Genomic DNA, 24,119 nt, shown 5'->3' with positions numbered 1-24,119 from the left:
CGAAAACGGTCACCTTTCGGGCCGTGTCTTTTCTGGAGTGCCAGATCTCCATGGAACTCGCTCTCATAGCTGGCTCGCTTTCGGCCGCGCTTGTTGCCTCAAATATCGCCAGCATTCTCCTCGCCTCGTCGAAGCTGAGGCGTAGAAGCCATGTTCCTCCGCCTGCCGACAACCCGCTGCCTGTGTCGATCATCGTGCCGGCGCGCGGGGTCGAGCCTTTCACGCAGGAGACGCTCGAGCGGGCCTTCTCGCTCGACTGGCCGGATTACGAGCTCATCTTCTGTGTCGCCAATGCCGACGATCCCGTGGTCAGGCTGATCCGCTCGGCGATTGCGCGCTTTCCCGTCGTGCATGCCCGGCTCCTCATCGGCGAAGACCGGGTCAGCGCCAATCCCAAGCTCAACAATTGCATCAAGGGCTGGGAGGCGGCACGCCACGACTGGGTCATCATCGCCGATTCCAACGTGTTGATGCCGGGGGACTATGTCCAGCACCTGATGTCGGCCTGGCGGCACGACACCGGCCTGGTCTGCTCGACACCAATAGGCTCGCGGCCTGACGGATTCTGGGCCGAGGTCGAGTGCGCCTTCCTCAACACGCTGCAGGCGCGCTGGCAATATGCCGGCGATGCGCTTGGCCTTGGCTTCGCCCAGGGCAAGAGCATGTTGTTGAACAAGCCGCTGCTGGACGCCAATGGCGGCATCCGCGCCCTGGCCGCCGAGAGCGCCGAGGATGCCGCCGCCACCAAGCTGGTTGACGGGCTTGGCCTGCGCGTCAATCTCGTTGCCGCGCCTTTCGAGCAACCGCTTGGCCGCCGCACACTTGACCAGGTCTGGTCGCGGCAGGCGCGGTGGTCGCGCCTGCGCCGCGTCACTTTCCCGTTGTTTTTCACACCGGAGATCCTGATCGGCGCGGCGGTGCCGCTGGTTCTTGCGCTGATCGCGGCTGCAAACGCCGGCTTCAGCCTGCGATTGACCGTTATAGCCGTGCTGGTGGCGACCTATCTTCCCGAGTGGGTCCTTGCCTTGGCCAAAGGCTGGCACCTGTCGCCACGCACGATCCCGGCGATGATGGCGCGCGACCTGATCCTGCCCGCGATATGGGTGCGCGGCTGGCTCGGCGGTGCCGTCGATTGGCGCGGCAACGAGATGATCATCCGCACCAAAGCGGCGGAGCTGGACGAGACGCCATCGAGGGCGTGAAGGCCTTACCTGGCCTTCAGCGCCTGTGCGATGTCCTCGAGCAGGTCGTCGGTGTCTTCGAGGCCGACGGACAGCCGGAGTGTCCCCGGTCCAATCCCAAGCTCCGCACGCGCCTCATCGCTCAGGTTCTTGTGCGTCGTTGTCGCCGGATGAGTGATCAGGCTCTTGGAATCGCCGAGATTGTTCGAGATCAGCACGATGTCGAGCGCGTTCTGGAGGGCGAAGGCGGCCTGCTTGCCGCCTTTGACGTCCATGCAGATCAGCGTCGAGCCGCCCGACATCTGCTTCTTGACGATCGCTGCCTGCGGATGGTCAGCGCGGCCGGGGTAGATGACGCGGGCAATTTCCGGACGTTCGGCGAGGAAATCGGCGATCTTGCCGGCGCTTTCCGTCTGCTGGCGCACGCGCAAAGGCAGCGTCTCGAGGCCCTTCAGCAACGTCCAGGCGTTGAACGGCGACAGGCTGGGGCCGGTGTGGCGGAAATAGTCGTGCAGGTTCTCGTCGATCCACTTCTTGTCGGACAGGATGACGCCGCCGAGACAGCGGCCCTGGCCGTCAATGTGTTTGGTCGCCGAATAGACGACGATATGCGCGCCAAGCTGCAGTGGCTTCTGCTGCAAGGGCGTGGCGAAGACATTGTCGACGATCAGGCGTGCACCGATCGAATTGGCCAGCGAGGCGACGGCTGATATGTCGACCACTTCCAGCGTGGGATTGGTCGGGCTTTCCAGGAAGAACAGCTTTGTGTTCGGCTTGACCGCCTTCTCCCAGTTGGCGATGTCGGTTCCGTCGACCAGCGTCGCCTCGATGCCGTATTTCGGCGCCAGCGTCTCGACCACCCAGCGGCAGGAACCGAACAGCGCGCGTGCCGCCACGATATGATCGCCAGCCTTGGCGCTGCACAGAAGGGCGGCGGTCACCGCCGCCATGCCCGACGCCGTCGCACGAGCATCCTCGGCGCCTTCCAGCGCGCACATGCGCTTCTCGAACATGTCGACTGTGGGGTTGGCGTAGCGTGAATAGATGAAACCGGGCTCTTCGCCCTTGAAACGGGCTTCCGCAGCCTGCGCGGTCTCGTAGACATAGCCCTGGGTGAGATAGATCGCCTCGGAGGTCTCGCCGAAGCCGGAACGCAATGTCCCGGCATGCACGAGTGCGGTCTGAGGCTTCCAGTTATGCTTCTTGGTGCTCATCGCTTTTGTTCCAGACACAAAAAAACCGGCCGCGAAAGTCGCAACCGGTCCATATGGCCTTGCGGCCCGACGGTCCTTTAGCGACTTGTTTAACGTGGCTGCAAGCCGACCGGCCAAATCACCACGGGATAACGACCCTTTAGACCCGCGCCACGCTTGCGTCAATTGCCGGCTTCATTAAGAGCTTTGTACCACGCAGGCTCCGCAAAAGCCTGCCTGCGAAAAAAGAGACCCGTCTTGGAGCGAGCCAGCTTTGCGGCAGACAGGCATTCTTCCCGATCAGGACATCGCGGCGCTGTTCCAGTCCGGCGCGCTGAAATCACAGCGCGCGCTTGATGCCGACCAGATACAGCCGGCCAGCCTCGATCTCAGGCTCGGCGGCAAGGCCTGGCGGGTGCGGGCCTCTTTCCTGCCCGGTCCCAATCACAAGGTCAGCGAGAAACTCGATCGGCTGAAGCTGCACGAGATCGATCTGGCCGAAGGCGCGGTGCTGGAAACCGGCTGCGTCTACATCGTGCCATTGCTTGAGAGCCTGGCATTGCCGGCGGACGTCTCGGCCTCGGCCAATCCGAAAAGTTCGACCGGGCGGCTCGATATCTTCACCCGCGTGATGACCGATCGCGGCCACGAGTTCGATAAGATCGCCGCCGGCTACAACGGCCCGCTCTATCTGGAAGTCAGCCCGCGCACATTCCCGATCGTCGTGCGCACCGGCTCACGCCTGTCGCAGATCCGCTTCCGTACCGGCAATGCACTGCTCTCGGAAGCCGAATTGCATGAATTGCACCGCGCCGAGATGCTGGTCGCCACCGAACCGCCGAACATTTCCGGTGGTGGCATCGCGCTGTCGATCGACCTCAACGGCGACCAGGATGGGCTGGTCGGCTATCGCGGCAAGCACCACACCGGCTTGGTCGATGTCGACAAGCGCGCCGCCCAAAATGTCGTCGACTTCTGGGAACCGATCCACAAGAGCGGCGCTGGCGAACTGGTGCTTGATCCCGACGAATTCTACATCCTGGTCAGCCAGGAAGCGGTGCACGTGCCGCCGCTCTATGCGGCCGAAATGACGCCTTTCGACCCGCTCGTCGGCGAATTCCGCGTCCACTATGCCGGCTTCTTCGATCCGGGCTTCGGCCATTCGGCGGCCGGCGGCACCGGCAGCCGGGCGGTGCTGGAAGTGCGCAGCCACGAAGTGCCGTTTATCCTCGACCACGGCCAGATCGTCGGCCGGCTGGTCTACGAGCACATGCTGAAGCGGCCGCAGGCACTTTATGGCACCGATCTCGGCTCCAACTACCAGGCGCAGGGCCTGAAACTGTCCAAGCATTTCCGCGCCGCGCGCTGAAGTTTCCACCACTGTCTGGCAACAGGCTTGCCTGCGCCAACGCGTCATGATTGGCTGCCCTTGCCGACTGTCAGAATGACAGCGCTCAAGGGGAAGCAGGAAAATGCGGATTTCGAGATGGATCGCGTCAGCGGCAACAGCCGCCATGTTGGTGCTCGGTGCCAGTTCGGCCCAGGCGGCGGATAAAATCAAGATTGGCACCGAGGGGGCCTACCCTCCGTTCAACACAATCACTCCCGACGGCAAGGTCGAGGGCTTCGACATCGACATCACCAATGCGCTGTGTGCCCAGATGAAAGTCGAGTGCGAGATCGTCACCCAGGATTGGGACGGCATCATTCCCGCGCTGCAGGCCAAGAAGTTCGATGCCATTATTGCCTCGATGAGCATCACCGAGGAGCGCAAGAAACAGGTCTTGTTTACAAACAAATATTACACGACGCCGCTTTCGGTCGTCGCCCTGAAGGACAGCGATCTCACCTCGACCGAACCGGCGGCAATGGCCGGCAAGACGGTGGGCGCCCAGGCCTCGACCACCCAGGCCACCTATGCCCAGGACGTCTATGGCAAGGCCGGCGCCGAAGCGAAGCTCTATCCAACCCAGGAAGAGGCGATCACCGACCTGACCAATGGCCGGCTTGATGCGGTGATCTCAGACAAGTTCGTGCTGGTCGACTGGATGAAGAAGTCGAGCGGCGATTGCTGCAAGATGATCGGCGACGTCAAGGGCACCGAAACACAGGCCGGCATCGCCGTGCGCCTGGAAGACACCGCCTTGCGCGACAAGCTCAACGCGGCGATCGACGCGATCGTGGCCGACGGCACCTACAAGAAGATCCAGGCAAAATATTTCGACTTCGATATTTATTGAGGCTGGCTATTCGCTTGGGTCAGCCGCGAAACAGATACTCTTTCGCGGCGCCCAGGCAACCATGAAACTGCCCGATAAAGAGCAGCTCGCGCACAGATAGGCGCTTCCTGCCCCAAAATCCTCGGGTCTGCTTTTCCTCATTGAGCGAGGCGCTTGAACCTGACCGCAAAGGGAAAAGCTGCTTGTCGAGACAGCCGAGGACATGGGCTCGAGCCGAGTCGATGCCGCAACGTTGGCCACTGTCGTTCAGCTTATCGCCGCGGAGGGCGGATGTCATACGATCCGCATTGCGCATCAGAAAACCCACTTGTGCTTTCGAATAGCCGGTTGCCAGAAGCCGGCTTGTCATAGCCGACCGGGCTTCGCGGTAGGATTTTTCGCTGCATTGACCAGCGCCATAGGCGATGGATGACGGCTGAGCGAGGAACAGAGCTAGGCCTGCGAATGCGATGCAAAACTTTATCTTGTTCATTTCCTCGCCATCCAACTTGTGGCGCTTACTTACAATGCCTTCACTGATACCTTCACCGGCTTCTCGATCTCAAGCGGATTGCGCAGCGGCAGGCCAAAATCCCCAGCTTCGATCTCGAACACATCGCCGGCTTCTGTCTTGATGCCGTCGGCGAAGGAGAGGGTGGCCGTACCGAACATATGCACATGCACATCACCCGGCTGGCGGAAGGCTGAATATTTGAAATGGTGATGTTCGAGGTTGGAGATGGTGTGCGACATGTTCGCCTCGCCCGACAGGAACGGCTTTTCCCACAGCACCTCGTTGGCGCGGACAATGCGCGAGGCGCCCCTGATATCCGACGGCAGGTCGCCGATCAGGATCTCCGGTCCAAAGGAGGCGTTGCGGAGCTTGGAATGGGCAAGGAACAGATAATTCACACGCTCGGTGACATGGTCGGAGAACTCGTTTGACAGTGTGAAGCCGACGCGGAAGGGCGCGCCGTCGTCGCCGATGACATAGATGCCGGCAACCTCGGGCTCTTCACCGGCGTCCTTGGCAAAAGCGGGCGACACAAGCGGCGCACCCGGCGCCACCGCCATCGTGCCGTTGCCCTTGTAGAACCATTCCGGCTGCACGCCGATCTGGCCTTTTGCCGGCTTGCCGCCTTCCAGGCCCATGCGGAACATCTTCATGGAATCGGTGAGTTGTTCCTCGCCGTCGGTGCTGAGCTTCTTGTGCATGGAATCGCGCGTCGCGGCGGAGCCGAGATGCGTCAGGCCGGTGCCGGTGAGATGAAGATGCGCCGGGTCGGGATGGTTGATCGGCGACAGCAGCCGACCCTTCTTGTAAGCGGCGTCGAGATCAACCGCCTCGCCGAGCCCTTTGCGATCGATGAGAGCGATGAGGCCGACACCCGTGCGCGCGGCCTCCATCGCCAGCGAATAGACACTGCGGGCGCCGTTGATAATGCGTGTCTTGCCGCCGTTGCGGGCAACGACGCGAATGGTCTCGGCGTCGTCGAGGATCTGGGAGATCAGCATGATGTACCCTCTCTCAATTGCCTGGCCCGGTTGCCTCATGGCAAACCTCAACCAGCGCGGCCCGGACCTCGTCCGCGCCACGGATAAAATTTCTCGTCCGGATTGCGCTCGCGGGCTCCCTCGGGGACTTCTTGACGCCGGCGCGAGCCGGCGTCATCGCGATCTGGACCCGTATGTCTTCCTTGTTGCCTCGCCGGCCTGCTAGGCCTTGTTCTTGTTGTAAACGTCGAAGATCACGGCGCCGAGCAGCACCAGGCCCTTGACCACCTGCTGCCAGTCGACATTGACGCCCATGATCGACATGCCGTTGTTCATCACGCCCATGATGAAGCCGCCGACGACCGCGCCGATGACCTGGCCGACGCCGCCCATCGCCGATGCGCCACCGATGAAGACGGCGGCGATGACGTCAAGCTCCGAGCCGAGACCCGCCGCCGGCACGGCCTGGCCGAGGCGCGCCGCGATGATCAGGCCGCCGAGCGCAGACAACACGCCCATGTTGATGAACACCATCAGCGTCAGCCGCTCGGTGTTGATGCCCGACAGTTGCGCCGCCTTGGGATTGCCGCCCATCGCATAGATGCGGCGGCCGATGGTCATGCGCTTGGTGACGAACACGAACAGTGAGATCAGCACGCCCATGACCAGCAGCACCACCGGCAGGCCCCTGTAGCTGGCGAACTCATAGACCAGGAACAGCGCCAGCGCGCTGGCAACCAGCGTCTTGATAACGAACAGGGTGAAGGGCTCGGCTTCATAGCCATGGCGCTCGCGCTTGCGCCGGGTGCGGAGCCCGAAATAGGCATAGGAGAGCACGGCGATCAGGCCGAGTACGACCGTCGTCATGTGCAGTGTCAGGCCGCTGCCCAGAATGGTCTTGCCAGCCGCGTTCACCGTTGGCGGGATCAGCGTCAGCGGGCCGATCACATCTGGGATAAAGCCGGAACTGAGCGCCTTGAAGCCGTCCGGAAGCGGTCCCACCGAGGATCCGCCACCCAGCAGTGCCTGGCAGATGCCACGGAAGATCAGCATGCCCGCCAGCGTCACGATGAAGCTTGGTATTCGGTGATAGGCGATCCAGTAGCCTTGCGCCGCGCCGATCAGGCCGCCGACGACCAGGCACACGATCGAAACCACCAGCGGATTGCTGAGCGGTCCGAGCTGCCAGATGACCATCATGTTCGCCGCCAGCGCGCCGATGAAACCGGCGACAGACCCGACGCTGAGGTCGATATAGCCCGATACGATCACCAGCAGCATGCCCAGCGCCATCACGATGATGAAGGAATTCTGCTGCACCAGATTGCTGAGGTTGACCGGCTTGAACAGCGTTCCGGACGTGGTGAACTGGAAGAACAGCATGATGACGATCAGCGCGATAATCAGACCGTATTCGCGCAAGTTCGTCGTCAGCGCCGAGACGGCGATGCGTGGACGCTGTTCTTCGACGACATTGCCCTGCGGGGCGGGGGCGCTTTCGGTGCTCATGCTGCTTTTCCTTCTCCCCGAACGATGGCGCGCATTATTTTTTCCTGGCTCGCGTCCGCCGCGGGCATTTCGCCCACGATGCGCCCTTCATTCATGACGTAGATGCGGTCGGTGATGCCGAGCAGCTCTGGCATTTCCGACGAGATGACCACGATCGCCTTACCTTCGGCGGCGAGACGCGCGATGATCGTATAGATTTCATACTTGGCGCCGACATCAATGCCGCGCGTCGGCTCGTCGAGGATCAGCACTTCGGGGTCGGCGAACAGCCATTTCGACAGCACCACCTTCTGCTGGTTGCCGCCGGAGAGATTGCCAGTCATCTGATAGACGCTGGAAGCGCGGATGTTGGTCTTCTTGCGATAGTCATTGGCAACGGCGAGTTCGCGCATGTCGTCGATCACGCTGTGGCGCGACACGCCGCCGAGATTGGCCAACGTGATGTTGTGCTTGATATGGTCGATGAGGTTGAGGCCATAGGTCTTGCGGTCCTCGGTCACGTAGGCAATGCCGTGTTGAACCGCTTTGCTCACCGAGGAGACATCGACCGGCTTTCCCTTGAGCAGCACCTCGCCGGTGATGCGGCGGCCATAGGAGCGGCCGAACAGGCTCATGGCGAATTCGGTGCGGCCGGCGCCCATCAGCCCGGCAATGCCGACCACTTCGCCCTTGCGTACGTTGATGTCGATGCCCTTGATCACCTGCCGCTCGATGTGGAGCGGGTGATAGACCGACCAGTTCTTCACTTCGAACACGACCTCGCCGATGTCAGGCTCACGCGACGGATAGCGGTCGTCGAGCGAGCGTCCGACCATCGATGTGATGATGCGATCTTCCGAGATGTCCTTCTTGGCCAGCGTCTCGATGGTACGGCCGTCGCGGATGACGGTCACCTTGTCGGCCACCCGGTTGATCTCGTTCAGCTTGTGCGAGATCAGGATCGAGGTCATGCCTTGCCGCTTGAATTCGAGCAGGAGGTCCAGCAGCGCCTGGCTGTCTTTCTCGCTGAGCGACGCCGTCGGCTCGTCGAGGATCAAAAGCTTGACGTCCTTGCTCAGTGCCTTGGCGATCTCGACCAGTTGCTGCTTGCCAACCCCGATATTGGTGATCAGCGTCTTGGGGTCTTCCTTGAGGCCGACCTTCTTGAGCAGCGCGCTGGTGCGTGCCTCGTTGGCGTCCCAGTCGATGACGCCGAATTTGGCGCGTTCGTTCCCGAGGAAGATGTTTTCGGCGATCGACAGCATCGGCACCAGCGCAAGCTCCTGGTGGATGATGACGATGCCCTTGTGTTCGCTGTCATGGATGCCCTTGAATTGGCATTCCTGGCCTTGAAAGATGATCTGGCCGTCATAGGTGCCCGAGGGATAGACGCCTGACAGCACCTTCATCAGCGTCGATTTGCCGGCGCCGTTTTCGCCGACCACGGCATGGATCTCGCCTTCCTCGACGCTGAGATTGACGTTCGACAGCGCCTTCACGCCGGGGAACGTCTTGGTGATGTCGCGCATCTCCAAAATCGTCGTCATCAGGGCAAGCTCCTCCGAGGCCGGTAGAAACAATACCGGGGTCGCTTGTGAACGGAAAGGGGCCCTGCGTTGCGCAGGACCCCTGTAACCGAGACTATTTCAGATCACCGGCCTTGATGTAGCCGGAGTCGACGACCAGCGCCTGGTAGTTCGACTTGTCGACTTCATGCGGCGTCAGCAGGATCGAGGGGACGACCTTGACGTCGTTGTTGTAGGTCTTGACATCGAGGCCATCAGGCTTGCCGCCCGAGAGCACCTTGTCGACCAACTGGACAGTAGCCTTGGCGAGGTCGCGGGTGTCCTTGAACACGGTCGAGTACTGCTCGCCCGTGATGATCAGCTTGACCGAGGCGGTCTCGGCGTCCTGACCGGTCACGATCGGCCAAGGCTGAGCGTCGGTGCCGTAGCCGACAGCGCGCAGCGAGGCGGTGATGCCGCGCGACAGGCCGTCATAAGGCGACAGGACGCCATCGACGCGGCTGCCGTCCGAGTAGTTGGCGGAGAGCAGGTTGTCCATGCGCGCCTGGGCGGTGGCGGCGAGCCAGCGCAGCGTGCCGACCTTGTCCATGCCGGTCTGGCCAGACTTGATCTTGATCGAGCCGTCATCGATCAGCGGCTGCAGCACGGAAATCGCACCGTTGTAGAAGAAGAAAGCGTTGTTGTCGTCGGGCGAGCCGCCGAACAGTTCGACGTTCCACGGCTTGGTGCTCGGGAAACGTTCCTTGAGGCCCTTGACCAGGGAATTCGCCTGGATCACGCCGACGCCGAAATTGTCGAACGTTGTGTAGTAGTCGACATTCTTGGTCTTCTTGATCAGGCGGTCATAGGCGACGACGACGACGCCCGCGTCAGCGGCCTTCTGCAGCGCGTCCGACAAGGTAGTGCCGTCGATCGAAGCGATGATCAGCGCCTTCGGGCCTTTGGTGATTTCGTTTTCCAGCTGGCTGAGCTGGTTCGGGATGTCATCCTGCGCGTATTGCAGGTCGACCGTGTAGCCCAGAGCCTCGAGCTGGGACTTGACGGCGTCGCCGTCATTGATCCAGCGCTGCGAGGTCTTGGTGGGCATCAGCACGCCGACAAGACCCTTGTCGGCTGCGTGCGCCGAGTAGGTCATGGCAGCGATGCCAAGCGCCGCGACTGCGGCCAGTGTCTTGATGATTTTCACATAACTCTCCCTGGTTGATGGACGCGGCACCCCGGGGGTCGCGGGCCGCGCAATCGTGCAGAAGCGCCAAGGCACCACTGCCGTCATATCGATCTCCGGTATCCTCCCATGGTCCCGAAACGTTGATTTAAATCGATACGATTTTTGTCGCCAACGATTACCACGTCTCGGAACGCGCGAAGGTTGTGGCTCTTTGCCATAACTGTCAAATGCGATCTTTGATGGTTGCTATACCGAAGCTGGTATATATTAGGTGTCAGATCGGCTGGCGGCATTGATGGCGACCAGGAAGCGGCGCGGGAGGAAATCCATGGCGGCATTGCGGAATACGGGTGGAGTTTCATCAGGTTACGGCGGAATGCCTGGCGATGGTGAAACCTTGCTGCGCAGTGGCCTCAGCCTGCGCCACATGCGCATGATCGTCGCGCTCGACGACCATGGCCGGGTCAGTGCCGCCGCCCAGGTCATGAACATTTCGCAGCCGGCAGCCTCGCGCATGATCGGCGAGATGGAAGCGGTGCTCGACGTGCAGCTGTGCGAAAGGCTGCCGCGCGGCATCACGCTGACGCCCTACGGCAAGGCACTGGCCAGGCGCGCACGTTCAATTCTGCTCGAAATGCGAGAAGTCGACCGCGAGATATCGGAACTCAAGTCGGGCAAGGGCGGCTCGGTATTCCTCGGCGCGGTGACCGCGCCGGCGATCGAGCTGGCGGTGCCGGCGATCCGCGAAATCAGGCGCATATACCCACGCATCGAGATCACCATGCAGGTCGAAACGTCGAATGTGCTGGCGCGCGAGCTGATTTCCACGCGCCATGATTTCATCATTGCCCGCATCCCCGACGATCTCAACCCGCGCCTGTTTGAATCGCGCGTCATTGGTGTCGAGAAGGCTTGCCTGATCGTGCGGCGTGGCCATCCTCTCAGCAAAGGCGGAGTGGTGCGGCTGGAGGACACCGCTGCCTATGACTGGGTCTTCCAGTCGGGCGGCTCGCCGCTGCGCCAGGCCATGGAAAGCAATTTCCTCAACCGCAACATCACGCTGCCCGACCGCATCCTCAACACCAGTTCGCTGCTGCTCACGCTGGTCATGGTCGCGCAGTCCGACGCTATCGCGCCGGTGTCGATCCAGGTGGCGAAATTCATCCAGAACCCCGAGGGCCTGGCCGGCGCCATCGATGTGGTTCAAACCGAATTCGACATCGAGGTCCGGCCCTACAGCCTGATTACGGTGAAGAACCGCGTGCTCTCGCCAGCAGCCAAGATGCTGCACGATTTCATCCTGCGGGAAGTGGGATGATGCGTCATCTGATTTGGGCGGAATGGACGACGTAAAACCGCCGAAGTCGGCAGCGTGCCAACCAGCCTCAATGCCTTGTAGGGCAAGCTGGAGCGGGTAGAGGGAATCGAACCCTCGCGTTCAGCTTGGGAAGCTGACAAGCTACCATTACATCATACCCGCGCGTGCTCTCGTTACCATGGCGATCGTCCCTCGGGCAATCGCAAAACGGGGATCTGACTGGCGCTGCAAAATCAAATGCCAGGCACAAGGACCGCCGCGCGGGCGTTGGACATGCCGGCTTGCCGCAAGCTGTTGAAAGACCGTTGCGGTCTTTGCCACTGGCTCTTGCCAAGGGCGGGGTCATCATGCACTTATCTTCTTTTAGGCTTAAAATAATGCATGCCCATTGATGACCGAGAACACGGCGAAATGCTCAGTCTTTGCGTAAATCTCCATTGCTTCCTCCCATTTCAATTGTTGACAAAGTCATGACCTCATCGGCGATCATTCGCGAAAGCGTTGTCTGGGAAAGTGCGGTGGGCTGGACGCCGGAATGCCTTGATGAAGGCCCGGCCATGCTGGCGCGTTTCGGCGACGCCGGCTTTTCATTCCTGTCGCTGACTATCGGTGCCGATTGGGATCGGCCGGAGCCGACGCTCAGACATTTTGCGCAGCAGCGCCGCTGGTTCGAGAACCGGCCGGATACCTACCGCATGATCGAGACCGTGGCCGATATCCGCAAGGCCAAGGCCGATGGCAAAGTGGCGATCGGCTTTCATTTTCAGGGCGCCGGACCGCTTGGGTATGATCCAGCGCTTGTCAGTCTCTACTACAAGCTCGGCATCCGCTGGATGATCCTGGCCTACAACACGCGCAATCCGCTGGGTGACGGCTGTCATGAGCCGGAGAATGCCGGCCTGTCGCTGCTCGGGCGGGCTTTTGTCAAGGAAATGAACCGTGCCGGGATGATGGTCGATGCAAGCCATGCCGGAATACGAACATCTCTCGACATCATCGAATTCTCGGAAAAGCCGGTCGTGTTCTCGCACTCCAATGCAAGGGCGATAAAAAACCACGAACGCAACATCACCGACGAGCAGATTCTCGCGGCGGCGAAACGGGGCGGCGTTATCGGCATCAATTCGATCGGCGCTTTCGTCAACGATGACAACAGCGCCGATGTGGCGGGCCTGCTGCGCCACATCGACCACATCGTGCAGATGGCTGGCCCAAACCACGTCGGGCTCGGTCTCGATGTGGTTTTCTATCAGGATTTCATGACCAAGCTCTACGATGCGGGACCGATGATGGCGCAACGGGGCTATCCCCGCCCGCCATGGGCCGATCTGAAACCCGAACTTCTGCCAGACCTCGTTCAGGGCATGATCGGGCTCGGCTATGGCGAGGCCGCCATCAAGGGCGTGCTTGGGGAGAATTTCCTGCGGGTCGCCGCGGAAAACTGGATCTGACAGAAACCACTGACATCTAAGGGGGAACGAAATGAAAATTGGAAAGACACTGATCGCGCTGGCAGCGCTCATGGCTACAACAATTGTCGCGCACGCCGCGCCGAAACTCATCGCGATCGCGAATTTCGGCGACCACCCGGCATTGCAGGCAACCGTGGACGGCTTCAAGGCGCGAATGACCGCGCTTGGTTATGTCGACGGCAAGGACGTGGTCTACGATTATCAACATGTGAATTTCGATCGCTCGCTGATCCCACAATTGATGCAGCAGACCGAAGCCAAGAATCCGGCGCTGATCTTTTCGATCACCACCGGTGTCACTCAGGCGACCGTTCGCGGCATCACCAACAAATCCATTCCGGTCGTTTTCGGTGCGGTCGTCGACCCTGTCGTTGCCGGCATTGTGCCGGACTGGCAGCATGGTTCCGAAAACCATGCCGGCGCCTCGATGCTACCTGACTTCGACGCCTCGCTGGCCTTTCTCAAACAGGTTATGCCGGGCGTTAAGCGTGTCGGCACGCTGTTCAACCCGGGCGAGGACAACGACACCACCAACATCAACCTGATCAACAAGGCAGCCGCCAAGGCTGGTCTCGAAATCGTCGCGGTGCCGGTCGACAATGCCAATGACCTGCCGCAGCGCGTGCAAAGCTTTTCGGGCAAGGTCGACGCGATTTTCCTCATTCAGTCGAATATCGTGCAGACCGCTGTGCCGGTGGTGGCGCAAGTTGCGCAGCGCATCAAATTGCCGCTCTTCAACTCGATCTATTCGGAGGAGCTGAAGGACCAGCTCGCCGGCTTCCATGCCATCAGCTACTCCAAGAACGGCGAACAAGCGGCCAACATCGCCGATCGCATTCTGAAGGGCGAGAAGCTGGCCAACATCGCAACTTATGTACCACAGCCGGAAGATTTCGATTCCCTGGTCAGCCCCAAGGGCCTTGCTGCCGTGGGCCTCTCCGTCCCGGAGGCGCTGAAGGACAGCCCCTGGATCATCAAATGAGCACGGAAGCCAGCAACCGGAGCGCGCGGGCCGCCGCGCCTCTTCTCGAATGCCGTGGCATTGGCAAAACCTTCAACCCGCGCATGCCCGAGGCACGCCCGGCGCTGGATGGACTTGATCTGAGTTTGGCCGCTGGCGATTTCGTTGTTGTCATCGGCAGCAATGGCGCGGGAAAATCGACGCTTCTCAATGCCATCGCTGGCATGATCATTCTCGACCGAGGCACGATCGCATTAAATGGCCGTGACATCACCGGGCTGGCGCCGCACAAGCGCGCCGGTTCCATCACCCGTGTCTTCCAGGACCCGTTGCTCGGCACCGCCGCCGCCATGACCATCGAGGAGAACCTCGCCTTGGCCGAGCGGCGCGGCAAGATCCACGGTTTCGCCCCCAACCTGTCGGCGGCGCGCCGCGTGCGCTACAAAGCCATGCTGGAGCCACTCGGCCTCGGGTTGGAGACACGCCTGACCACGTCAGTCGCCTTGCTCTCGGGCGGCCAGCGCCAGGCGCTGTCTCTCATCATGTCGGTGATATCGGATCCGCAACTTCTGCTTCTCGACGAGCACACCGCCGCGCTTGACCCGCGCACCGCCGAACTGGTGATGAACGCCACCCTTGCGGCGGTGAACACGCGCGGCCTGACGGCGCTGATGGTGACCCACAACATGCGGCAGGCGATCGAGATCGGAAACCGGCTGATCATGATGGACGCGGGCCGGGTCAAGCTCGATATCTCCGGCGCGGAGAAGTCGCGGCTGACGACCGGTGACCTCGTCGAGAAGTTCAAGCTGGACAATGACCGTATGCTTTTGGCGAGCTGACCCATGGACATCCTGAATGCCTACATCAATCTCGTCCCCGTCACCTTTTCCCAGAGCCTGATCTACTCACTGCTGGTGCTGGGCATCATGATGCCGTTCCGGCTGCTCGGTTTTCCTGATCTGACCAGCGAAGGTTCCTTCCCGCTCGGCGGCTGCCTGTGCGCCGCGCTGCTGCTGGCTGGCGTCCATCCCGTGCCGGCAACGTTGATTGCCATGGCGGCGGGCGGTCTCGCGGGCGCGACCACGGCATTGGTGCATCTGAAGCTGCGCATCAACTCGCTCCTGGCGGGCATATTGGTGTTCACCGGCCTCTACAGCATCAATCTGCGTATTCTCGGCAAATCCAACGCCGCGATGTTCAATATCGACAGCATCTTTTCGATCATCAACCCGGCGATCCTGACATCGGTCTGGCTGCAGATCGCCTGCTTCGGCGGCCTGATCGCCGTCGTGCTTCTTGCGTTGCGATTGTTCCTGGCGACCGAAGCCGGCGCGGCGCTGCGGGTTGTCGGCGTCAATCCGGATCTGGCGCCGTCGCTGGGTATCAACCTATGGGCGTTCACCATCGCCGGACTGGCCATTGCCAACAGCCTCACGGCCTTGGGAGGCGCGCTCATCGTACAGTTGCAGGGCTATGTCGATATCGGCATGGGGCTCGGCATATTGATCAATGGCCTTGCCTCGCTGGTCATCGGCGAGACGATACTGGGCAAGGACACGGTTACGAAGCAATTGCTGGCGCCGGTTCTCGGCGCCTTCGTCTACTACCAACTGGTCTCCTTCGGCCTCTCCCTCGGTTTGCATCCGAGCGACCTGAAGCTGGCGACAGCAATCTTCGTGCTGATTACGCTTGGGCTACCGGCATTTCGGTCACGTGGTACCGGGCGAGAGGCCATGCGGGTCTGACGCGAAGCCAATGACTGCCTGTGCTGGTCGAGGTGACCAGCTCCCGCCGGTGCCTTGCATCAGACGTTGGGCAATCGCCCAGCGGCACTTGCAGGCGTAGCAAAATCACACGCCGGGCACGTAGATCACGGCATACTCGTCCGAATAGGCCCGCTTCCAGCCCAGATCATTGAAGAAGGGAATGCGGTCGTCTTTCGCCGACAGGAGCGCCCAGCTTATCGCGTATTTCTTGAGCTGAGCTTCGAGCAACGGCTTTCCAGCGCTGGTGCCCATGTCATCGTCGGATTTCGTAAACCCGCTCAGAAACAGCTGGTCCGTGCGTCCGTCGATGTAGGTCTTGATGCCGTGGAAAATCAGCGTTCCGCCGAAATTGTAGGAATTGAGCACATTGCCTGACAGGTGATGGCTTTCAGCGAATGCGAGCGCGTCTTTCGCGGACGTGTCCTGGCGTGGCTCGACTTGGTATGCGTTGCCGAGCACCGTGACCGCCGCGATCAGCACTACGGCGATCACGCCGCAGATCGGGTAGAACCTCCTTGCGAAAAACTGCTCCACTCGGTCCCGCTTTTCGGCCATCCATGTCGCCGAAGAAAGCGACGGATACTGTTGTCCTACCTCGACAGCAAGCACGACCGGAACCAGCAGGAAGAACAGATAGATGAAGCGCATATGCGTTAAAAACATATGCATGGTGAAGATGATAAAAAGGGCCTTGACCCAGCCAACTTGCAGCCGCGAGACCAGCAAGCCAAAAAGGAACATTAGCAGCGCCACCTCCTGGAGGACGTGCTCTTGCGCATTGAACGGGCGCCATTCCGTGATCAAAGGCACCGCTTCATTGCCGTAAGCCACGGTGAGGGTGGCCAGGATGGCCTGAAGGCCGTAGGGATGAAGCAGGCTGACCACTGGGCAGAGCAGCCCGAATGCGATCCACTTTACCAGAAGCCCGGGCTTCGAGACGCCGGTGCGCGTCAGGAAATCCAGACCGGCGAAAGCTGCGATGATGTAGGCCAGGGTGAATGTGGCATGGAGATTTGCCCACAACACAAGCAGCGGAAATAGCCACAGGGATGGTGCCTGCTCTTCCCGCGCCGCGCGAAACAGCCAAGCCGTCCAGACGACGATAATGGGCAAGGTGAAGATATGGGGGCGCGCCGTATAGATCGGGCTGATCAACACCGCCACGACGAAGGCCAACCCGATTGCCAATGTCGGCTTCAACCAGTCGCTAAAAAACCAAGCCATCAGAAACACGGTCAATGACAAGGACGCGATTATCAGCGCGACCACGCCGTTCCAGCCTCCTGCACGATAGGCCAGCGCCATCAGCACCTGTCCCAGCCACTCCTTGGCAATCCATGGATGGCCGGCAAAGGTATAGGAATAGGTGTCGACAGTTGGGAACGTCCGGTTTGCCAGGAAGTCCAGCCCCACCCTCACGTGCCACCAACTATCAGGGTCCTGCAAGGTCTGTCGGGCCAAGGCTGTGAGCATCACGGCGGTGATAAGAGTCACGAACAGGCATAACATGAGCCTGACCCGCCGGGCGTCTTCCCATGGCACGGTGTTCGCGGCTGCCGTGCTCATATCGTTTCTCCAGGTGGTTTCACGGACACTCAAGGGGTACGGCTCGTCGACGCGCGCTGAGGTCTGTCCTGGATCAGAACAGCGGCGGCATTATCGCCTCTGGCTGGGTTGCTTTCGCGTTCCACGAAAACAAAATGGGCAGAGCCGAGATAGAAAATCACAGAATAGAGACAATTTCCTGCCAGATGGACATACGGATTTTCGAGGATGCCAGCCGAGACGGCCCCGATCACGATCGTCAGATTGGCACCATAGGCTACAGCGAAAGTCATTGCGTATCGCGCCAGGATCCCGGACCGGAAGCCATCGGCTCTAGCGAAAGTCCATTGGCGGTTGAGGAAGAAACCGAGCGTCAGGCCGGCGGCATAGCCTGTCGCATTGGCAACGATGTCGCCAAGGCCCAGCTTAAGTCCAACCAGGATGGTCGCGTACCCCACCGCGGTATTCAGGAGTCCAACGACGCCAAATCGCAACATCCTGAAAAGATCGAACGACCGCATGTTGTTCACGCTGCTCTTGCGCCCGCCGGTCATGCTCGCCTCAAGCGCGCGCGGCCCGTTTTGCCATCTCCTGGAGGCGATGGACAGGCAGGTCCTGCTCCTCGGCGGCGGCACTCCGTGCGACAATTTCATTGACGAAATACAGCGGCCGCCGCTTCGTCTCCATGTACATCCGTCCGAGATATTCGCCGAAGATGCCAAGAACCAGAAGCTGGACACTGCCGAGTATCAGCATGATCGCCGCGAGGCTCGTCCAGCCGGGCAGTACCTTCCCGACCGACCATTCGAACAAGGTATAGCCAAGTACGACCAGTCCAAGCAGCCCGAACATCATGCCAAGATGTGACGCAAAGCGCAGCGGCGCGATGGAAAAGCTCGTCATCGCATCGACAGCCAGAAGCACCATTTTCTTCAACGGATAGTGCGTGGTGCCGGCGAAACGCCGCTGCCGTTCGTAGGGAAATGCCACCTGCTTCAGGCCGATCCAGCTCACCATGCCGCGGATGAAGCGATAGCGCTCCGGCATGGCGTTGAGATGGTCGAGCGCGCGGCGGCTCATCAGGCGGAAGTCGCCGGAATCCGCGGCTATCTCGACATCGACCATCTTGCGCAACAGGCGGTAGAAGACGGAGGCCGAGGCCAGCTTGAACCAGCTTTCGCCATCGCGCTTCAGTCTCTGGCCGTAGACGACATCGAAACCGTCGTCCATCTTCGCCATCATCGCGCCAAGCAGTTCGGGCGGGTCCTGAAGGTCGGCGTCGAGAATGAGGATGCGCTGGCCGCTGCAGAACTCCAGCCCGGCGCTAAGCGCGATCTGATGGCCATAGTTGCGGGCGAGGTCGATGGCAACGATGTGGTCGTCCTGTTCGGCCAGCGCGAAGATGGCTTCGCGCGTACCGTCGGTCGCACCATCGATGACGAGAACGATTTCGTAGGACGGACCATATGCAAGGCAGGCGGCGGTGACGCGGCGATGAAGTTCAGCCACGCCATCCAGCTCGTTGTAGCACGGAACGACAACCGACAGCATGACGGCGCGTCGCGTGGTGATTTTGCCTGTCTCCACCAATGGCCTGGCTCCCGCGTTTCGAATGGGAATAGAGCGAATTGGTTAGAAAACAGATAAGTTGCAAGGTCCGTTACGAACGAACCGGCAGCTGTATGCGGATGCGGGCGCCTTGCCACGAGCCTTTCAGGATCCGGATCGTACCGTCATGAAGCAGCGCGATCTGCCGGGCGAGGTTGAGCCCCAGTCCGGCCCCACGTGATTGTGGCTGCAAGCGGTAGAAGGGTTCGAAAACATTCTCGTGCTCTTCCGTGGGAATGCCCGGACCCTCGTCGCGGACTTCGATGCCGCCCGTTTCATCGATCGCCACCGTGATCGTGCCGGCAGCACCGCCATGGTCGATCGCGTTGCGGATGATGTTGGCCAGCGCGCGTTCTATCTGCAGCACATTCACGTCGACATGAACCACTGTGGGCGAAGGCTCGAAAGCAAGATCGTAGCCTGCCTCGATGGCGAGCGGGGCAAAATCGGCGGCGACCCGGCTGACAAGATCGGCGAGATCGATGACCTGCCGCTGGCTGGCGGGACGGTCGAGCAATTGATGGTCGAGCAACTGCTGCGCCAGATGCGACAGGCGCTCGATGTCTTGCAGCAGGCGCGTGCTCTGCGGCTCTTGTTTCAACAGCTCGGCGCGCGTCCTCAGGATGGCGATGGGCGTGCGCAATTCATGCGCGGCATCGGTGAGGAAGCGATTGTGCCGGTCATAGCCCTGGGCCAGGCGGGCAAGCGCCTGGTTGAAGGCATGCACCAGCGGCGCGATTTCCTGCGGCACGTGCTTGACCGGAAGCTGCATCGCACGGGTGCCGATATCGATGCGGGCGGCCTGATGTACGGTATCGACCAAGCCGGCAAAGGAGCGCCGTACGACCGCGGGCGTCGTCACCAGGGTCGTGGTGCCCATGACGAGAACGATCGGCAAGAGCAGGATGACGATGATGAGCGCGAGCGCCGGAAGCGCCCGTTCCCAGTTCCTGCTACCATCCGGATTCCGCACGACGTCGATTGTCGCGGAAATATTGACTTCGAGACCGTCTGTCTCGCCGCGTGATGACCGTGTCGCGGCGATGATCTGCACCATGCCGGCCTTGGTCGAGGCCTTTTCAAGATAGGCTTCCGGCCGCAGGTCATCTTCCGAAAATCCAATGGTTGCGTGGTCGGCCGCGCCCAGCAGATCGCCAAAATCCCTGCTGTAGACGTCGGGTATGTTGCCGAAGCGGATGCTCTGGCCGGTGCTGTCGCGAACGATGTACCAGACATTGGGAAATTCCGCGTGAAAGGCGGCAAGTCCCTCGGTGTCGTGGACGACCAGCTTGCCGTCCTTGTCGCGGTCGACGGCCTCCTTGACGGTGGCCACGGCGGCTTCATTGTCGATCAGGAACCGTGGATTGGCGATCCAAAGTGCTGCCGCCGACAACACGATGAAGATGAGAAGCGTCGCTGCCTGCAGCAGGATCAGCCGCCGCACCAGCACCCATTGCAGCGAGCGCGTGCGCGGTTTTTTCACGAGGCGGCCCGCAAGAGGTACCCGAGATTGCGGATCGCGCGGATTTCAATACCGGCGGCTGCTTCCTCAAGTTTGCGCCGCAGGCGCGATATATGCGCATCCAATGCATTGGAGCCGATTTCATCATCCAGGGTGTAGACCGCCTCTTCCAGGGTGCCGCGCATGATCGTGCGGCCCGGCCGGCGGATGAGCGTTTCGAGCACCAGGCGCTCACGCCGCGGCAATTCCAGCGCCTGATCCTCGACCAGCGCTTCGCGATGGCGGAAATCATAGGTCAGGCGTCCCACCACCGTCTGGTTGGTGCGCGACGTGAATGAACGCCTGTGCAAGGCATGCAGCCGCGCCACCAGCTCGACCGTGGCAAAGGGCTTGACCATATAGTCGTCGGCGCCGGCATCGAGCCCCGCGACCCGGTCATCAAGACCGCTTAGCGCCGTCAGTGCGATCACCGGAACGTCCAGATGCAAGGCGCGCAGACGCGGGATCAGGCTGAGGCCATCGCCGTCAGGCAGGCGCCGATCCAGAACCACGGCATCATGGTATCCAAGCCGGGCCATGGCCTCCGCGTCCGCCAATGTCGCGGCGTGATCGACGATGATGTCCTGACGCTCAAGCGCCGTTCTCAGCACGGAAGCCATTTCCGCTTCATCCTCGATCAAAAGGACGCGCATGCGCATTCTCCTCGGGTGAGGGTTGGCAGGAATCTTCGGGTTGGCAAGAATCTCCGGCTAGCGCAATTCATTCGCATTCCAGCTTCGGTTGGCGGAAATTGGTGATGAACCAGCGGCCATCGGACGAGCGGGCGTAGAACGTATAGAAGCATTCCTGGCGCTCGACATAGCCGGGGGTCTCGGTCTCCTGGTAAACCGTGCCGTGTTTTGTCTGGCGAACCTCGCCACTCGATGTGCCCGACACCGCATTGGTGGATATCTTGCGCCATTGATAGGCGTGCTCGTCCCGGCCGAGATCGATTACAGCGGTTGGCGGGCCGTAGTCCAGAATGACCGATTCAACCGGCTGCCCGATATAGTTCTTCATGATGTCGGAGGCACATCCCGTCAACATGAGCACGATTGCCAGGAAGAGCGCTTTGGGCGCCTGCGCAAGGCTATCTTTGTTGTGCATGGACATATCTGATTCCCGTCGTGAAACTCACGCGCGGCACCTAGGTTGTGAAGATTGCATCGACATTACGACCGGAGGTCGAAAGGAATCAGCGCTACCCGCGGCCGGCCACTGGGCGGCGGAGACGTGGAGATGCGCAAGTGCCGGCACGAAGGGGCAAAAAAGGTGCGCGGTACCCATTCATCACGGGTACCGCGCGCAGCAAGGCGGGGTTGGGCGGGGGCCTTGCTGATTAGAACCGGTAGTTGATGCCTGCCTTCAACTCATGGCTGCCGATCGTCGTCTTGGATTTGCCAAGGACGGATGTCGTTTCCACGCCGGGGGTGCGGACATAGTCATATTCGACCTTGGCGGAGAGACCGCCGGCAAAGGCCTGCTCGATGCCGCCGCCAACGAGATAGCCGACCTTCCAGCCGTCGCTGCTGCTGATGTTGTCGCTCTTGTCGAACTTGGTGAGCGCCACGCCGCCGGTTCCAAAGAGCAGGGTCTGGTCGAAGCTCAAGCCAGCCTTGGCCTTGAGGGCGCCACGCCATTTCTCCTTGATCTTGCCGCCCCGCACTTCGTGTTCGGCGCCGCCCAGATAGGAACCTTCGATTTCAGCACCGACAACGCCCGGGCCCACCTGCATGTTGTAGCCGGCCTGAACGCCGCCGCTGAGGCCGTTCCGGTCGGCAAACGGGTTTGGCATCCTTGTAAATGCCGTGCCGCCATGAACGCCGACATAGGCGCCGCTCCATTCAAAGGCCGGCGGATCGTTGTAAGCGGGTATGGCATCGGCGGCCACCGCCGGCCCATTCAGATAGACGCCAAGCGAAAGGGCGCATGCCGCGAGGGCAACCATTCTTTGAGAGGACACTGCACTACTCCATACATGTGCGCATCACCCGTGTGGCGATCGATACGCAGGTTGATCTCCGAGGAGCCTGACCGTTGGGGCGGCCGTTCTCCGGTTTGGATGTCTCTCGCCGGGAACGGCCGCGCGGGTCACCGAAACTGCCGCAAGGGCAGTGTGGTGTGACCTGATCTTCCGCGCGGCCCGTTGCCTGAAAGACGTGGATTATTTCGCAGGCGAAAATTGCAGGCACATTGCGCGGATTCGAAAAATGAAGATTTTTCGATTTGTTTTCAATAATTTATAGTGATCTTGTTTACTGATATTTAACGGATCGGTGCTGTTCCAACGGTTTGGTCCTGCAGCAAGGCCCGGCTTGAAGCAGGACGGGCAAGTGCGTATTTCTGAACCATCAGCCCGAATCGGGTTGGCAAAAAGCCGGAGACAAGTCTTGTCCGCATTGACGCGCTTTCTCGGCGATACGCCGCTCAAGGTCATCGTGAAGTTGTTGGTGGTCTCGTTCCTCGTCGGCCTGGTGATGAACGCTTTCGGCTGGTCGCCAATGGACGTGCTCTACGGCATCCAGAAGTTCTTCCTCGATCTCTGGAATCTGGGCTTCCATGCCATCGACCGCTTCCTCGGCTATATCCTGCTGGGCGCGGCGATCGTCGTTCCGGTCTTCATCCTGCTCAGGATTGCCAACTACCGGAAGTAGCGGTCAGGCGTGGCGCGAAGCCACCTCGAACAGGATGGCGTGACGTGCGGCCAGTGCCGCCACATCAGTCGAATAGCCGCCGCCGATGACGCCGCAGACGGGAATGCCTTGGGCTCGGAAATGACGGATCACCGTTTCATCGCGAGCTTGCAGGCCATCATTTGAGAGTGACAGCCTGCCAAGCCGGTCCTCGGCATGCACGTCGACGCCGGCATTGTAGAAAACCATGTCCCAATGGGCCCGCCCGCTGAGCTGTGGCAGGATCTCTTCCAGCCTTTCGAGATACGCGGCGTCGCCTGTGCCGTCAGGCAAGGCAATGTCGAGGTCGGAGGCTATCTTGCGTACGGGATAGTTGCGGTCGCCATGCATGGAAAAGGTGAAGACATGCGGATTGGGTCTGAGGATGTCCGCTGTGCCGTCGCCCTGGTGCACGTCGAGATCAACGACCAGGATGTTGGCAGCAGCGCCTTCGGCCAGCAGCACCAGTGAGGCTACAGCAACATCGTTGAAGGTGCAGAAGCCAGCGCCTTGCTCATGCCGCGCATGGTGGCTGCCGCCGGCTGTATTGCAGGCAATACCATGTTGAAATGCCAGCCGCGCCGCCAGGATCGTGCCGCCGGTAGCAAGCTGCGCGCGCAGTGAAACGCGCGGACCAACCGGAAAGCCGATTTCGCGCTCGATCTTTTCCGGCACCGTGCAGGCGATGACCTGATCGACATAGTCGGCCGCATGCCCAAGTTTCAACCATGATGCCGGCGCAGGGGCGGGCGTGTGGAGCGCGGCGGGGGCAGCCAGGCCGCGTGCGCGCAAGGCTTCCATTAGCAGCTTGTACTTGCTCATAGGGAAGCGGTGGTTGACGGCAAAGCCGGCGTCATAATCGGGATGATGGACGATCTGCAAAGGCATGAGGGCTCGCGCCAGGGACGGGAATTCGATTGGCCGTTGTGGGATAAGTGATTGCGCGGTGTGCGGAAAATGGGGCACATCGGCGGCTCGATCAAGCAGCAATCAGCAAGGCAGCA

At 60.9% G+C, this 24,119-nt stretch carries 23 protein-coding genes, 1 tRNA gene and 1 riboswitch; of the genes, 9 read left to right on the top strand and 15 right to left on the bottom strand.

Features of this window, described 5'->3' with window-relative positions; all coding sequences use genetic code 11:
• Positions 1–50: 50 nt before the first annotated feature.
• Positions 51–1,202 carry a ceramide glucosyltransferase gene (locus GA829_RS32020; protein ID WP_195176510.1) on the top strand — a complete coding sequence of 384 codons (1,152 nt, stop codon included), beginning with the start codon at positions 51–53 and terminating at the stop codon, positions 1,200–1,202.
• A gap of 5 nt (positions 1,203–1,207) precedes the next feature.
• Here GA829_RS32020 and GA829_RS32015 read toward each other — a convergent pair whose 3' ends face one another.
• Positions 1,208–2,395 (bottom strand): O-succinylhomoserine sulfhydrylase, encoded by a 1,188-nt coding sequence (locus tag GA829_RS32015; protein WP_195176509.1) that lies wholly within the window; start codon positions 2,393–2,395, stop codon positions 1,208–1,210.
• A 57-nt stretch (positions 2,396–2,452) separates the two neighbouring features.
• Positions 2,453–2,530, bottom strand: a riboswitch (SAM riboswitch).
• A 118-nt stretch (positions 2,531–2,648) separates the two neighbouring features.
• Between GA829_RS32015 and GA829_RS32010 the strand changes: the two genes are divergently transcribed.
• Both GA829_RS32010 and GA829_RS32005 read left to right on the top strand, forming a co-directional pair.
• Positions 2,649–3,743: a 2'-deoxycytidine 5'-triphosphate deaminase gene (locus tag GA829_RS32010; protein ID WP_195176508.1), complete on the top strand. Its 1,095-nt coding sequence runs from the start codon at positions 2,649–2,651 to the stop codon at positions 3,741–3,743.
• 103 nt (positions 3,744–3,846) lie between these two features.
• The gene (locus GA829_RS32005) at positions 3,847–4,614 is read left to right on the top strand and encodes an ABC transporter substrate-binding protein (RefSeq protein ID WP_195176507.1); all 768 of its coding nucleotides are present in this window, start codon (positions 3,847–3,849) and stop codon (positions 4,612–4,614) included.
• A 19-nt stretch (positions 4,615–4,633) separates the two neighbouring features.
• Here the strand turns inward: GA829_RS32005 and GA829_RS32000 are convergent, their stop codons facing one another.
• From GA829_RS32000 to chvE, 5 genes are all read right to left on the bottom strand, one after another.
• Positions 4,634–5,086, bottom strand: coding sequence for a hypothetical protein (locus GA829_RS32000; protein WP_195176506.1), 453 nt, complete (start codon positions 5,084–5,086; stop codon positions 4,634–4,636).
• A gap of 29 nt (positions 5,087–5,115) precedes the next feature.
• Positions 5,116–6,108 (bottom strand): AraD1 family protein, encoded by a 993-nt coding sequence (araD1, locus tag GA829_RS31995; protein WP_195176505.1) that lies wholly within the window; start codon positions 6,106–6,108, stop codon positions 5,116–5,118.
• A 201-nt stretch (positions 6,109–6,309) separates the two neighbouring features.
• Positions 6,310–7,596, bottom strand: a complete 1,287-nt coding sequence (gene mmsB, locus GA829_RS31990; protein ID WP_195176504.1) for a multiple monosaccharide ABC transporter permease — start codon at positions 7,594–7,596, stop codon at positions 6,310–6,312.
• Positions 7,593–9,125: a multiple monosaccharide ABC transporter ATP-binding protein gene (gene mmsA, locus GA829_RS31985; protein WP_195179896.1), complete on the bottom strand. Its 1,533-nt coding sequence runs from the start codon at positions 9,123–9,125 to the stop codon at positions 7,593–7,595. The genes mmsB and mmsA overlap by 4 nt, the downstream gene beginning before the upstream one ends.
• Before the next feature lie 91 nt (positions 9,126–9,216).
• Positions 9,217–10,287: a multiple monosaccharide ABC transporter substrate-binding protein gene (chvE, locus tag GA829_RS31980; protein ID WP_195176503.1), complete on the bottom strand. Its 1,071-nt coding sequence runs from the start codon at positions 10,285–10,287 to the stop codon at positions 9,217–9,219.
• Between the two features lie 310 nt (positions 10,288–10,597).
• Between chvE and GA829_RS31975 the strand changes: the two genes are divergently transcribed.
• Positions 10,598–11,587 (top strand): LysR family transcriptional regulator, encoded by a 990-nt coding sequence (locus GA829_RS31975; protein ID WP_195176502.1) that lies wholly within the window; start codon positions 10,598–10,600, stop codon positions 11,585–11,587.
• A gap of 88 nt (positions 11,588–11,675) precedes the next feature.
• Here the strand turns inward: GA829_RS31975 and GA829_RS31970 are convergent.
• A tRNA-Gly gene (locus GA829_RS31970) sits at positions 11,676–11,749 on the bottom strand.
• 308 nt (positions 11,750–12,057) lie between these two features.
• On the opposite strand from GA829_RS31970, the gene GA829_RS31965 reads away from it, so the two are divergent.
• From GA829_RS31965 to GA829_RS31950, 4 genes are read left to right on the top strand one after another with little or no spacing between them, the layout of a single operon-like run.
• Positions 12,058–13,038, top strand: coding sequence for a dipeptidase (locus tag GA829_RS31965; RefSeq protein WP_195176501.1), 981 nt, complete (start codon positions 12,058–12,060; stop codon positions 13,036–13,038).
• Between the two features lie 31 nt (positions 13,039–13,069).
• Positions 13,070–14,041, top strand: coding sequence for an ABC transporter substrate-binding protein (locus tag GA829_RS31960; protein WP_195176500.1), 972 nt, complete (start codon positions 13,070–13,072; stop codon positions 14,039–14,041).
• Positions 14,038–14,862 carry an ABC transporter ATP-binding protein gene (locus GA829_RS31955; RefSeq protein ID WP_374940374.1) on the top strand — a complete coding sequence of 275 codons (825 nt, stop codon included), beginning with the start codon at positions 14,038–14,040 and terminating at the stop codon, positions 14,860–14,862. The genes GA829_RS31960 and GA829_RS31955 overlap by 4 nt, the downstream gene beginning before the upstream one ends.
• Positions 14,863–14,865: 3 nt before the next feature.
• Positions 14,866–15,768, top strand: a complete 903-nt coding sequence (locus GA829_RS31950) for an ABC transporter permease (protein WP_195176499.1) — start codon at positions 14,866–14,868, stop codon at positions 15,766–15,768.
• Between the two features lie 105 nt (positions 15,769–15,873).
• On the opposite strand, the gene GA829_RS31945 is transcribed toward GA829_RS31950, so the two are convergent.
• The 7 genes from GA829_RS31945 to GA829_RS31915 all read right to left on the bottom strand — a co-directional run bounded on the left by GA829_RS31945 (position 15,874) and on the right by GA829_RS31915 (position 22,391).
• On the bottom strand, positions 15,874–17,355 hold the full coding sequence (locus GA829_RS31945) for a hypothetical protein (protein ID WP_195176498.1): 1,482 nt from the start codon (positions 17,353–17,355) through the stop codon (positions 15,874–15,876).
• 29 nt (positions 17,356–17,384) lie between these two features.
• A complete protein-coding gene (locus GA829_RS31940) occupies positions 17,385–17,888 on the bottom strand; it encodes a GtrA family protein (RefSeq protein ID WP_258052055.1) in 504 nt (167 codons plus the stop codon).
• A 7-nt stretch (positions 17,889–17,895) separates the two neighbouring features.
• A complete protein-coding gene (locus GA829_RS31935; protein WP_210337725.1) occupies positions 17,896–18,921 on the bottom strand; it encodes a glycosyltransferase family 2 protein in 1,026 nt (341 codons plus the stop codon).
• A 73-nt stretch (positions 18,922–18,994) separates the two neighbouring features.
• Entirely contained in the window at positions 18,995–20,425 is a 1,431-nt protein-coding gene (locus GA829_RS31930) for a sensor histidine kinase (protein WP_195176497.1), read from the bottom strand.
• A complete protein-coding gene (locus tag GA829_RS31925; RefSeq protein WP_195176496.1) occupies positions 20,422–21,096 on the bottom strand; it encodes a response regulator in 675 nt (224 codons plus the stop codon). Before GA829_RS31925 ends, GA829_RS31930 begins: the two co-directional genes overlap by 4 nt.
• Before the next feature lie 67 nt (positions 21,097–21,163).
• On the bottom strand, positions 21,164–21,550 hold the full coding sequence (locus tag GA829_RS31920; protein ID WP_195176495.1) for a hypothetical protein: 387 nt from the start codon (positions 21,548–21,550) through the stop codon (positions 21,164–21,166).
• Positions 21,551–21,782: 232 nt separating this feature from the next.
• Positions 21,783–22,391 carry an outer membrane protein gene (locus tag GA829_RS31915; protein WP_195179892.1) on the bottom strand — a complete coding sequence of 203 codons (609 nt, stop codon included), beginning with the start codon at positions 22,389–22,391 and terminating at the stop codon, positions 21,783–21,785.
• A 442-nt stretch (positions 22,392–22,833) separates the two neighbouring features.
• Between GA829_RS31915 and GA829_RS31910 the strand changes: the two genes are divergently transcribed.
• Complete coding sequence (locus GA829_RS31910) at positions 22,834–23,097, top strand: DUF6460 domain-containing protein (protein WP_195176494.1); 264 nt, start codon at positions 22,834–22,836, stop codon at positions 23,095–23,097.
• A gap of 3 nt (positions 23,098–23,100) precedes the next feature.
• Here GA829_RS31910 and GA829_RS31905 read toward each other — a convergent pair whose 3' ends face one another.
• Positions 23,101–24,003, bottom strand: coding sequence for a histone deacetylase family protein (locus GA829_RS31905; RefSeq protein WP_195176493.1), 903 nt, complete (start codon positions 24,001–24,003; stop codon positions 23,101–23,103).
• Positions 24,004–24,119 lie beyond the last annotated feature (116 nt).

This window comes from Mesorhizobium sp. INR15, from assembly GCF_015500075.1.
Lineage (GTDB): Bacteria > Pseudomonadota > Alphaproteobacteria > Rhizobiales > Rhizobiaceae > Mesorhizobium.
This window is presented reverse-complemented; position numbering and strand designations above follow the sequence as displayed.